Origin of the sequence: Bradyrhizobium sp. (assembly GCF_030697065.1) — a bacterium.
GTDB lineage: Bacteria > Pseudomonadota > Alphaproteobacteria > Rhizobiales > Xanthobacteraceae > Bradyrhizobium.
Map to the genome: position 1 here is coordinate 60,297 of NZ_JAUYQU010000288.1, position 10,746 is coordinate 71,042.

The 10,746-nt window shown below is 64.4% G+C and carries 11 protein-coding genes; 6 read left to right on the top strand and 5 right to left on the bottom strand.

Going from position 1 to position 10,746, the window contains the following annotated elements:
• Positions 1–22: 22 nt before the first annotated feature.
• Both Q8R73_RS22735 and Q8R73_RS22740 read right to left on the bottom strand, forming a co-directional pair.
• Positions 23–802: an enoyl-CoA hydratase gene (locus tag Q8R73_RS22735; RefSeq protein ID WP_305721792.1), complete on the bottom strand. Its 780-nt coding sequence runs from the start codon at positions 800–802 to the stop codon at positions 23–25.
• 119 nt (positions 803–921) lie between these two features.
• Positions 922–1,596 carry a hypothetical protein gene (locus Q8R73_RS22740; RefSeq protein WP_305721793.1) on the bottom strand — a complete coding sequence of 225 codons (675 nt, stop codon included), beginning with the start codon at positions 1,594–1,596 and terminating at the stop codon, positions 922–924.
• 312 nt (positions 1,597–1,908) lie between these two features.
• On the opposite strand from Q8R73_RS22740, the gene Q8R73_RS22745 reads away from it, so the two are divergent.
• Together Q8R73_RS22745 and Q8R73_RS22750 are read left to right on the top strand one after the other, a co-directional pair.
• The gene (locus Q8R73_RS22745; protein ID WP_305721794.1) at positions 1,909–2,454 is read left to right on the top strand and encodes a sigma-70 family RNA polymerase sigma factor; all 546 of its coding nucleotides are present in this window, start codon (positions 1,909–1,911) and stop codon (positions 2,452–2,454) included.
• 2 nt (positions 2,455–2,456) lie between these two features.
• Positions 2,457–3,095 carry a DUF1109 domain-containing protein gene (locus Q8R73_RS22750; protein ID WP_305721795.1) on the top strand — a complete coding sequence of 213 codons (639 nt, stop codon included), beginning with the start codon at positions 2,457–2,459 and terminating at the stop codon, positions 3,093–3,095.
• A 10-nt stretch (positions 3,096–3,105) separates the two neighbouring features.
• Here the strand turns inward: Q8R73_RS22750 and Q8R73_RS22755 are convergent, their stop codons facing one another.
• Together Q8R73_RS22755 and Q8R73_RS22760 are read right to left on the bottom strand one after the other, a co-directional pair.
• Positions 3,106–4,215, bottom strand: a complete 1,110-nt coding sequence (locus tag Q8R73_RS22755; RefSeq protein ID WP_305721796.1) for a DUF2336 domain-containing protein — start codon at positions 4,213–4,215, stop codon at positions 3,106–3,108.
• An 81-nt stretch (positions 4,216–4,296) separates the two neighbouring features.
• Positions 4,297–5,445 carry a GGDEF domain-containing protein gene (locus Q8R73_RS22760; RefSeq protein WP_305721797.1) on the bottom strand — a complete coding sequence of 383 codons (1,149 nt, stop codon included), beginning with the start codon at positions 5,443–5,445 and terminating at the stop codon, positions 4,297–4,299.
• A gap of 386 nt (positions 5,446–5,831) precedes the next feature.
• Between Q8R73_RS22760 and Q8R73_RS22765 the strand changes: the two genes are divergently transcribed.
• The 4 genes from Q8R73_RS22765 to Q8R73_RS22780 all read left to right on the top strand — a co-directional run bounded on the left by Q8R73_RS22765 (position 5,832) and on the right by Q8R73_RS22780 (position 9,796).
• Positions 5,832–6,401: a sigma-70 family RNA polymerase sigma factor gene (locus Q8R73_RS22765; protein ID WP_305721798.1), complete on the top strand. Its 570-nt coding sequence runs from the start codon at positions 5,832–5,834 to the stop codon at positions 6,399–6,401.
• Positions 6,398–7,096: a hypothetical protein gene (locus Q8R73_RS22770; RefSeq protein WP_305721799.1), complete on the top strand. Its 699-nt coding sequence runs from the start codon at positions 6,398–6,400 to the stop codon at positions 7,094–7,096. The genes Q8R73_RS22765 and Q8R73_RS22770 overlap by 4 nt, the downstream gene beginning before the upstream one ends.
• A gap of 42 nt (positions 7,097–7,138) precedes the next feature.
• Positions 7,139–8,839 carry a S8 family serine peptidase gene (locus tag Q8R73_RS22775; RefSeq protein ID WP_371126155.1) on the top strand — a complete coding sequence of 567 codons (1,701 nt, stop codon included), beginning with the start codon at positions 7,139–7,141 and terminating at the stop codon, positions 8,837–8,839.
• 468 nt (positions 8,840–9,307) lie between these two features.
• The gene (locus Q8R73_RS22780) at positions 9,308–9,796 is read left to right on the top strand and encodes a TIGR03809 family protein (protein WP_305721801.1); all 489 of its coding nucleotides are present in this window, start codon (positions 9,308–9,310) and stop codon (positions 9,794–9,796) included.
• 21 nt (positions 9,797–9,817) lie between these two features.
• On the opposite strand, the gene Q8R73_RS22785 is transcribed toward Q8R73_RS22780, so the two are convergent.
• Positions 9,818–10,746: HlyD family secretion protein (locus Q8R73_RS22785; protein ID WP_305721802.1), on the bottom strand; the 929-nt coding region annotated here is incomplete at its 5' end.

The following is a 10,746-nucleotide window of genomic DNA, read 5'->3' on the forward strand; positions in this document are numbered from 1 at the left end:
GTCCCGGAGGCGGTGCTGCGTTCTACTTGTTCTTGTTCACCGGCTTGCGCTTCTCGATGAACGCCGCCATGCCTTCGGAACGATCCTCCAGCGCGAAGGTCGAGTGAAACAGGTTGCGCTCGACGTTCATGCCTTCCGCCAGCGGCGTCTCGAAGGCGCGGTTGATGGCTTCCTTGGCCATCGCCGCCGCGGGGCGCGACATCGCGGCGATTTTTTCCGCCGCCGCCATGGCTTCCGCCATCAGCTTGTCCGCGGGCACGACGCGGCTGACCAGGCCGGAGCGCTCGGCTTCGGCGGCATCCATCATCCGCCCGGTGAGGCAAAGATCCATCGCCTTGGATTTTCCGACCGCGCGGGTCAGCCGCTGGGTTCCGCCGATGCCGGGAATGGTGCCGAGCGTGATTTCCGGCTGGCCGAACTTGGCGGTGTCCGCGGCGATGATGATGTCGCACATCATGGCCAGTTCACAGCCGCCGCCCAGCGCATAGCCGCTGACGGCGGCGATGGTCGGCTTGCGGCAGCGCGCGACGCGGTCGCCGCCGATGGCGGTGAAGTCGCTGGAGAACATGTCGATGAAGGTTTTCGGCTGCATTTCCTTGATGTCGGCGCCTGCCGCAAAGGCTTTCTCGCCGCCGGCGAGTAGGATGCAGCCGATCGCGTCATCGGCCTCGAGATCGTCGACCGCCGCGGCGATCTCCCGGAATACGCCGAACGACAGCGCATTGAGCGTCTTGGGGCGGTTCAGCGTGATAATGCCGACCGCGCCTTTGCTTTCGACAATGATGTGTTCGAACGTGCTCATGATTCACCCCGGCGTCAGATTGCGCCGGCAATGTGCCCGTTGGCGGGATGGGCTTCAAGTGGGGTGATGGATGCCGTATCCCGGGCGCGAGCAGGGCTGCGCTGAGTCCGGGGCATCAATCACGCCATGAACATGCGCGCGGCGGAGGCCATCGTCAGCAGCGCGCCGAAGGCGATGAAGATCTTGCCGATCAGCGAGGTCTGGTCCCAGGCGGAATCTTCCTTGCTGCGGGCCACGACAGGCGCGGCAGGGGCGGGCGGCGCCTCGGCCGACGCCAGCGTCAGGATTGGCGCAGCAGGCTTGGCTTCAGAATTGGCCTCGGATTTGGCCTCTTGCAGCGCGCGGTCGAGATCGTTGAGCTGATCGGGGGCCACGACCCCGGGCTCGGCGGCCGGCTGGCCGTCAACCGGCCTGTCCGCGGCGGTCTGCAGCATCGTGCCGGCTTGCGCCGACATCGCCTTGGCGCTGCCGGCGGGCGGCTCGGCAGCGGGCAGTTGCGCGTTGGCATTGGCGATCGACGGCGCGATCTCGGTCGAGCCATTGCCGGTGTCCTCGGTCACCTTGCCGGCGGCCTGGGATTTCAGCGCCTTGCTGGATTTTCGCTGCGCGCTTTGTTTCGATTGGCGTGGCTTGGGGGATTTGTTGAGCGCCATCGGCGCTCTGGAGGTCTGTTGGGATTTCGGGCTTGCGGTCGCGGTGTCGCCATCTGGCGCCGCCTGCGATGGACCCGCGAAACACACCAAGAGCGCTGTCACCACGATCAATGCCGAGCACCCGCTGGCTTTGATGATCATTTGGCAATCTCCCCATTTTGCCCGTCCCCGGGAGGGAAATGAGACCCCACCGCGTGGCCGCAGCACGGCGGAAAAAGGGAATCTTCGGGCGAGACCGGGCGAAAGCAGGGCAAGTTCTACCCGGCTGGCCGATGCGGTGGGTGTCAGCGCAAGCGATCGATGTTATGAGCCTGCAGAACGAACCCGCTGACGCGATTCCCGAAGCCGATGCGAGATTCTCAAGGCCGCCGGAGCGCTGATCACGACTTCGTGATTAGCCGCTCCCGGGGTAACAAATTGAAAGATCGAACGAATTGCAATGTGGGAGCGCGCGTGCGCGAACGTGAGGACGAATGGACCGGCCTGATGCGGTCGGCCATTTCAGGCGACGATGCGGCGTATCATCGCTTGCTCAGGGCCGTCACGCCGGTGCTCAGGGCCGCGGCTCGCCGCGGCCTGACGCGGGCCGGGCAGCCGCCCGATCAATCCGAGGACATCGTGCAGGACATTTTGTTGGCGGTGCATCTGAAGCGGCATACCTGGGACGCGAACGCCCCGTTCGCGCCATGGCTGTTTGCGATCGCCCGCAACAAGCTGATCGATGCGCTGCGCCGGCGCGGCCGGCGGGTGTTCGTCAACATCGACGATTTCGCCGAGACGCTGCCGGGCGAGCCGGCGGCGGAGACCGTGCCCAGCAGCGAGGTCGCGGCCCAGTTGCAGTCGCTGCCGGCGCGACAGCGTGACGTGCTGCAGTCGATCGCGGTCGATAGCGCATCGATCCAGGATACCGCGAAGAAATTAGCGATGAGCGAGGGCGCGGTGCGCGTGGCGCTGCATCGCGGGCTGGCCAGCCTCACCGCGAAGCTACGGGGACAATGAGAATGGAGACCGATCAGCTCATTCGGACCCTCGCCGCCGATAACGCGCACCGGGCGCGGCCGGTCGGGTTCGCGCTGGCGCTGGCGCTGTTGCTGGCGGCGCCGGTTTCGATCGCGCTTTTCATGGCCGAACTTGGGGTCAGGCCCGATGTCATGACCGCGATGCGCAATCCGTTTTTCGACCTGAAGTTCGTCGTAACGCTGGCGCTGGCGATTCCGGCCATCGCCATCAGCCTGCATCTGTCGCGGCCGGAGGCCTCGCTGCGGGGCTGGGCATGGCTGCTGCTGATTCCGATCGGACTTCTGGTCGCGGGGATCGGCGGCGAAATGATGATGCCGCAGCGGCCGCCGATGATGAAGCGTTTGATCGGGAGCAATGCGTGGAATTGTCTGACCTGGATTCCGCTGATGGCGCTGCCGCTGCTGGCGGCGGCGCTGCTCGGCTTGCGTCACGGCGCCCCGACGCGGCCCGCCACGGTCGGCGCGATCGCCGGGCTGCTGTCGGCGGGTCTGGCAGCAACGCTTTACGCATCACATTGCACCGACGATTCACCGCTGTTCGTCGCGACCTGGTACACCATCGCCACCGCGTTCGTCGCCGCAATCGGCGCGTTGGCGGGGCCGAAGGTGCTGCGGTTTTAGCGTGATTGGCCTACGTCGGTGCGGCGGCGGTCTGTTGCATCCGGTGGAAGCGCAGGACCTGCTGGGCGGTTGAGGTCCGCAGCCGTTCATAAGTGGCCTTGCACGCCGCAAGATCGGTCGGCTCCAGGCCGGAAAGTTCGTCGCGCATGTCGATGATCGCCTTGACGGTCGACCACGACATGGTCGCGACCTTGGCCAGGATCATCACCCCCTCGGCACGGGTTTCCAGCATCATGTTCTCGGCGATCGACACCGGCACGCTGGCGAGGGCGGCGAGCGCCGCATTGGCTTCGTCGAATTTGCCGGCCTCGGCGAACGCCGCTACCTGGAATTCGTCGAGCCGGCCGTCTTCGTAGAGCGATTTGACCAGCGCGTGGGCGATCGCGGTTTCCCTGGTGATGGCCACAGGCGCGGAGCGCGCCAGCCGGCTCGCTTCGCGCACGGCGGTCGGCACTTCTCCGGCCTGCTGCGGATGAGCGGCCTCAAGCCGCTCCCGAACCGTTGCGGACGCCTTGGCGATCAGTTTGAGGTAGAGGTGCCGGGGCAGCGTCGGACGCAGGCCGACACAGGTCGCGAGGCTGTCATCGCCCTCGGCGCGATGGATCAGCCGGGTGAAGCCGCGCTCGGAGAATTCCGCGCCGGGATTGTTGACCGTGCTCTGGACCACCTCGTCATTGCCGCGCAGTACCAGTACGTCGGTCACAGCGCCGCTCAGCACCCTTCGGAGCGAGATCGCCATCAGATGCGCCTGGCTCTTGTTGCGCGCGGTCTCGATCAGCACCTCGTCGTCGAGCCGTTCCGATCGCGACAGCACCGGTGCTGCCACCTCGATCAGCTCGTCGTAGGCCAGCGTGCGAACGGTAAGCGGCGGGGCAGTGTCGATCGGAGCCAGACGATTGGAGAGCAGCGCCCTGGCGGAGGTCTCGATGTGTTCCATCAGGCACTGGAACACATCGTCGAACACCCCCACCTGCTCGTCCGAGTAATCCACCGCGCCGTTGATGAAGAGGTCGGTGACGCGGCGCAGGGTCTCGACCCGGCGCGCGACGGTTCCATGCGCAAGCGTGGTTTGCAGCTCGTCGAGCAGACTTTCGGTACTGGCGGCGGATTTCGAACTCATGACTCTATCCTGGAATCCTGGAGCATTCGGACATCTGCGCCGGCGACGTTTCTTCGTCGTCCGGAAGCGGCGGTGGTCGGATCAAGCGCTGGCGATGCGATTGCGTCCCCGTGCCTTGGCTGCGTAAAGCGCGCTGTCGGCGCGCGCGAGGATGAGGTCGGGCGTCTCGGCCGGCTTCAGCGTCGCTATACCGGCCGAAATCGTCACCTGCATGCCGGGCGAGAACGCGCTCCAGTCGAGATCGGCGATGATCGCGCGCAGCCGGTCGAGGATGCGCGCGGCGCCCTCAGCCGACGTGTCGGGAAGCAGCAGCAGGAATTCCTCGCCGCCATAGCGGCCGAACTTGTCGATGGGACGGATGTTGGCGAATACGGTAATGGCAAATGTCCGGAGCACCTCGTCGCCGGTAGGGTGGCCGTAGGCGTCGTTGATGCGCTTGAACCAGTCGAGGTCGATCAAGGCGACCGAGCAGGGTTTCCGGCTGCGATGGGCGCTGGTAATTTCGTCGTCCAGCACGCCCATGATGCAGCGGCGGTTGAGCGAGCCGGTCAGCTCGTCGAGCTCGGCGAGTTCTTCGATGCGCTTGTAGGCTTCCTTCAGCTCGACCCCGCTCCTGTAGAGCGACTGACGCATCGCGCTGGAGAAGATCCCGATGAACATGCAGCGGCCGATGGTCAGGACGAACACCGTCATCGTGGCGAAGCGTTCGATGGGATTGCCGTGCGGCATTGCAATCGGCTTGTCGGTCAAGAGAAACAACCCGGCAAGACCCAAGGCCATCCCGGTCCAGATGATCGCCGTCTGTTGCGGCGTCGAGCGCAGCGAGCCGAAACTGAACACGACAAACAGGGTGCACAGGAACATGACGCCGACTTCCGGCGCGATCCAGGTGAAGGCGAGCATGATCACCATGTTGATGATCGACTGCGGTGCGACCAGATAGTGATCCCTGAACCGCTCGTTGAACCCCATTTCCGAGACCGCGATCGAGCCCGCGACAAAGATCAGACCGCAGGCCGCAAAGGCCGGCCCGATCGTCACCGGTATCGTGCCGGCATAGGCATAGATCATCAGGACGGCGGCATCGATGATATAGCTGGCACCGATCATGACCAGAATCTGGCGGCGCTGCCGCGCCCGACGGGCCAGCGCTTTCGCCGTCGGCTTGGGGCCCACGCCTTCCAGTTCGGCCGCAATCGGGTTCAGGAATGAGGACGCAGCGGTGCCCATAATCTCGCCGGTAATGAACTAAAGTCTCGGGAATCTAAGTGGGAAGCCTTTAGGTTTGGTATCTTTCGTGCTGAATCCGGATCTTCGGCAGTGCTATTGCCTTGCTCGGCAAGGGAATTTGTCGGAACCCGATACCGCGCAATCGGAACAGACCGAGAGGAACCGGTTAACGTGGACACGGTAAGCAAGTGCTACTTTGTGTCACCCCGGCGAGGACCACCGGTGCGAACAATGGATTTCTGTATTAAGATACCATTTGTACGTTCGTACCCGCGACTGTGGGGTAGATCACACATGAAATTGCGGGCTTGCGATAATTTCAAGAATCTTGCCTTTCCCATCGAACCACCCGCCAATCCCATCCGACCAACCTTGCGAGACGGCCATTGAGTGCGACACAGGCGGCTACGGACGATGTCCTGATCGCTCGGATCGCTCAAGGCGACCGGCTCGCCATGCAGGTGCTGTACGGAAGGCACCATGTCAGGGTGTTCCGCTTCGGGCTTCGGCTCGTTCGGGACGAACAGGTTGCGGAAGACCTCATTAGCGAGGTTTTCCTGGATGTCTGGCGGCAGGCCGGCAAGTTCGAAGGCCGATCCGCCGTTTCCACCTGGCTCCTGGCGATTACGCGGTTCAAGGCCCTGTCTGCGCTGCGGCGCAGGAAGGACGGCGAACTGGACGACGAGGCCGCCAACGCGATCGAGGATACGTCCGATGATCCCGAAGTGGCGGTGCAGAAGAAGGATACCAGCATCGCGTTGCGCAAGTGCCTCACCGCACTCTCGCCAGAGCATCGGGAGATCGTCGATCTCGTCTACTACCACGAAAAATCCGTGGAAGAGGTCGCTGAAATCGTCGGGATACCCGAAAACACCGTGAAGACGCGCCTGTTTTATGCGCGCAAGAAATTGGCCGACCTGCTGAAGGCAGCCGGCATAGAACGAGGTTGGCCATGATGGCAGCGAGCAAGAAAGTGCTGGATCAAGAACCCAGCGAAATCGAAGTGCTGCTGCCCTGGCATGCGGCCGGCACCCTGAACGCGCGCGATACCCGCCGTGTCGATGAAGCGCTGGCGCGCGATCCTGAACTGGCCAGGCAATATGCCGTGATCCGGGAAGAGTACGCCGAAACCATCTCGCTCAACGAAAGCCTCGGTGCTCCCTCCGCCCGCGCCATGGCGAAGCTGTTTGCAGCGATCGACGGAGAACCTGCGCGCGTGCCGTCGGGATCGCTCAATCTCCGGGCTAAGATCGCGGAATTTTTTGCCGGTCTGTCCCCGCGGACGCTGGCCTGGTCGGCGAGCCTTGGCGCGCTGGCGCTGCTGCTGCAGGCCGGTGTGATCGGCGCGGTGCTGGTGAAGAACCAGACATCGTCATTCCAGACGGCCTCGCTGAGCACCAACGCGCCCGTCACCCGCGACCTCGGTGCGGCGGCAGCGCCCTATGCGCTGGTACGGTTCGCGCCGGAAGCGCGCGTTGCCGATATCACCGCACTGCTCGACAGCTATCAGGCCGTCGTCACCGACGGCGCCAAGGGCGGGATGTTTCGGCTGCAATTCGGCAATGGTGCGATGAGCAAGGACGAAGTTGCCGCTCTGCTGAGCAGGCTGCAACGCGAAAAAATCGTCAGTCTCGCAGTGGCTGCGCCGTAGGCCCGCGCTTTCGCCGGCTTGCGTAAAACCCGAGGCGTCATGATGCACGATCTCGCGAACTGGTTGATTGGCATACGGCGTGCGGCGTTGGCGTTGACGGCCGCCACGGCGTCGTTCGTGTGCCCCGATATACCGGCAGCTCACGCGCAGAATGTGATGCGCTCGCCCAACCTCAACATCCAGTCGCGAATGCCTGCCATCAATCCGACCATGGCGCCGCGGATCAATCCGAACGTCGCGGGCGGGGCGGCCGCCATCGGCAGAACGCCACCCGTCGGCCAGAGAGCCCGTATCGGCGTGACGTCGACGCTTCCGAATGCGCGCTTCTCGCCTAATCTTTCGCCGGCCTGCAGCTACGCCCATCGCGACAGCAGCGGCGAATGCCAGAACAAGCAGGTCTCGTCATCCGACGGTGGCGGCACTGGCAAATCCGCCGGCAAAGGCAAGAAGGGCGGCGCCAGCCGAAATGCGCCGCTGGCGGCCTTCAACGCGACCGCGGTCCCCAGGGAATTCGTCGCCGAGATCGATAGTTCGTTGTCGGAGGCCCAGGCAGATGCCCTGGCGCGGCGCCACGGCCTCGTACGCCTGCAATCGCAGAATTTTCCGCTTCTGGGCGCTACCATCGGCTTGTTCCGGATCGCCGATCGCCGCCCGGCGCAGAAGGTGCGCCGCGAATTCGCTGCGGATGCCGCCGTACGTTCGGTGCAACCGAATTACCGCTATTTTCTGCAGGACCAGAAGGCGGCGCAGACCGGGGGCGATCCCGCGCAATACGCGCTGGCAAAACTTCGGCTGCGGGAGGCCCATACGCTGGTCAGCGGCGCCAACGTGACCATCGCCGTGATCGATTCCGGAATCGACGACCGGCATCCGGAACTGGCGAACTCCGTCGCGGACAATTTCGACGCGCTCGGCAGCAAGGAAGGCCCGCATGTACACGGCACCGGCATCGCCGGTGCGATCGTGTCAAACGCGCGGCTGATGGGGAGTGCGCCGCAGGCCAGGATTTTGGGAATCCGCGCCTTTGGCACGGCGGCGAACGGTGCGGAAAGCACGACCTTCGTGATCCTGAAGGCGTTGAACTATGCCGTGCTGCACGGGGCCCAGATCGTCAATATGAGCTTTGCCGGTCCGAAAGATTCGCTGATCGAGCGTGGTATCGGGGCTACGGCCGCACGGGGAGTCGTGATGGTCGCGGCCGCCGGCAATGCCGGTCCGAAATCTCCGCCGCTCTATCCCGCCGCCAATGCCAATGTGATTGCGGTCAGCGCTACCGACGCCAGCGATAAACTGTTTGAGGCCTCGAACCGTGGTGACCATATCGCGGTCGCGGCTCCCGGCGTCGATATTTTCCTGCCCGCGCCGGATGGAAAATATCAGATGACCTCCGGGACCTCGTTCTCCGCCGCCTACATCAGCGGCCTTGCGGCCCTGATGCTGGAGCGCAATCCTGCGTTGAAGCCGAGGGAACTGCGCGCAATTCTGATGGCAACCGCCCGCGATCTGGGCAAGCCGGGTCGCGACGATCAATTCGGCGCCGGCCGAGCGGACGCATTTGCCGCAGTCTCCGTCATCGCCGCCACGCCCGCGGTGCCGGTCGCGGGGGTTTCGCCGGGCTCAGCCGGTGAAAGCACCCCAGGCCGGCAACAGGTTCCCCCGACACGGGCTCTGGACCAGCCGGCGGCCACCATGGCCTCCGACAAGTCGGCTGCCAGCGACGCCAATCGCGCCGCCGCGCAATAGTGTCACCTCCCGAAACCTTCCGGCAAAAAAGCAAAAAAAATCGCGCGGCCGTTTGAACGTGTACCCACCCTGCCGCGACTTATATTTGTGGGAGCGGTTATCCCTCCCCATCGAGGCTGTATTCGGCGCGAGCGCCCATCCACCCCAAGCGCCCATATGGCTTGACCCGTCCGGTTGTCCCCCCGGACGGGTCTTTCGTTTCTGGCGCATCTTTTGGTCGTACCCGCGTCAACGAGGGCCCCAGCCGCCGAGCGAAATCAGGTGCGCAAGGCCGCCATGCGCGGATGCGGCTTGACTGTGGATAGGTCGGATAATCCCGTATTTCTCCGGCTTTCAGCTGCTGAGTGACCTGTAGTAGCGTTGCTTGCTGGACAACGCCGAAGTTTTCCACAGAATACGCATTGTCACGTGCAAGTGATTCGTCCCCGTTGCGTCTTGCGTCCGTTTTCTCCTGTTACGGGCTGGTTCATGACACATCGATTGGACGTGGCAGACGGCCGCGACGTTGTCGCGCGCTGGTGCAATCTCGCCGAGCAACGGCTGGAATACCTCACCGAATTGTTCGAGACCGGTCGCTGGCGCCGCTATCACAGCGAACACGCCTTCCTCGAAAATATCCAGGAGGCCAAGACCGCGGTGGAAACCTGGCGCAGTCTGTCGACACGCGAAGCCTCGCCCGACAATTCAGCCATCGACATGTCCTGGCTCGGGCACTCCCGAACAGCATCGCCAGACGAAGGGCTGTGCGACGAACCCGATCCGCTTGCGTCGCCACCGACGGAGATCGTGGCGGAGCTTTGGCCGCCCGGTGTTTCGGACGGCGTTGAACCCATGCATGTCGCTTCGGACGAGGCCCCGTCGGCGCCGGCCCTGGATACGCCACGGCTCGATGATGCTACCGACCTGACGCTGGACGCGATCGCGCAACGCTATCCGCTGCTGCGCAACGCACTGTAGGACCCAGGGGTCGCAAGCTGCCTACTCGGCTTTGGTCGCATCTTGCGGATGGGGGCGCGCGGCAATGGCAGCGCCATTGCCGAATATACTGGCGAGGCTGCGCGTACGCCCGGTATCGATGCTGACATAGGCGGTCATGCCGGCGCGCAGCGGCGGCTCGCCCGGCCGCTCCAGTAGCCGCAACCGCACGGGCAGGCGTTGCACGACCTTCACCCAGTTGCCGGAGGCATTCTGCGCCGGCAGAATCGCAAACTCGGCGCCGGTCGCCGGGCTGATGCTTTCCACCTCGGCATCCCAGGTGACGTCGGGATGCATATCGAGGACGACCTTCGCCTTCTGTCCGACGGTCACGTGGGTCAGGTCGGTCTCCTTGAAGTTCGCTTCGAGCCAGGGCCGGCGGTCGGTGACGATCGCGAACAGAGGCGTCTGCGCCTTGACCTGCTCGCCGAGCTGGAGTTTGAAGTTGACGACCACGCCGGCGCGCGGCGCCTTGACTTCCGTGTGGGCGAGATCCAGCGCGGCGCGATCGCGCATCGCCTGCTTCTCGCGGACCGCGGCAAACTGGTCGGTCGGCCTGTCGGGCTGGCCACCGAGCGCCGCCTCGACACGGGCGATCCGCTGTTGCAGCACCGCAAGGCGGTCCTGCCCCTCCTGTTCTTCGCTGTCGGCCTGTTCGACCCTGGTGGCCGAAGTGACGCCGCGTCCGGACAGATCGCGATGACGTTTGGCCTGGGTCTGAAGATAGGCCAATTTGTTCTCGGCCTCGGTTGCCTCGGCCCGGGTCTCACGCAGGCTCACCTTGAGCTGCTCGACGGCAGCACGCGCGGAATCGGTCTCGGCTTCGGCCTTGGCGAGCGCCAGCCGGTAGGGCGCGGGATCGAGACGAAACAGCACATCGCCCGCCTTGACCGCCGCGTGGTCACGAATGCGCACGTCGATAATCCGGCCGG

What these genes read in the sequence shown, in the direction of transcription:
- Q8R73_RS22735 (WP_305721792.1), bottom strand. Translation starts at nt 802, where the DNA reads ATGAGCACGTTCGAACACATCATTGTCGAAAGCAAAGGCGCGGTCGGC.
- Q8R73_RS22740 (WP_305721793.1), bottom strand. Translation starts at nt 1,596, where the DNA reads ATGATCATCAAAGCCAGCGGGTGCTCGGCATTGATCGTGGTGACAGCG.
- Q8R73_RS22750 (WP_305721795.1), top strand. Translation starts at nt 2,457, where the DNA reads ATGGAGACCGATCAGCTCATTCGGACCCTCGCCGCCGATAACGCGCAC.
- Q8R73_RS22755 (WP_305721796.1), bottom strand. Translation starts at nt 4,215, where the DNA reads ATGAGTTCGAAATCCGCCGCCAGTACCGAAAGTCTGCTCGACGAGCTG.
- Q8R73_RS22760 (WP_305721797.1), bottom strand. Translation starts at nt 5,445, where the DNA reads ATGGGCACCGCTGCGTCCTCATTCCTGAACCCGATTGCGGCCGAACTG.
- Q8R73_RS22770 (WP_305721799.1), top strand. Translation starts at nt 6,398, where the DNA reads ATGATGGCAGCGAGCAAGAAAGTGCTGGATCAAGAACCCAGCGAAATC.
- Q8R73_RS22775 (WP_371126155.1), top strand. Translation starts at nt 7,139, where the DNA reads ATGCACGATCTCGCGAACTGGTTGATTGGCATACGGCGTGCGGCGTTG.
- Q8R73_RS22780 (WP_305721801.1), top strand. Translation starts at nt 9,308, where the DNA reads ATGACACATCGATTGGACGTGGCAGACGGCCGCGACGTTGTCGCGCGC.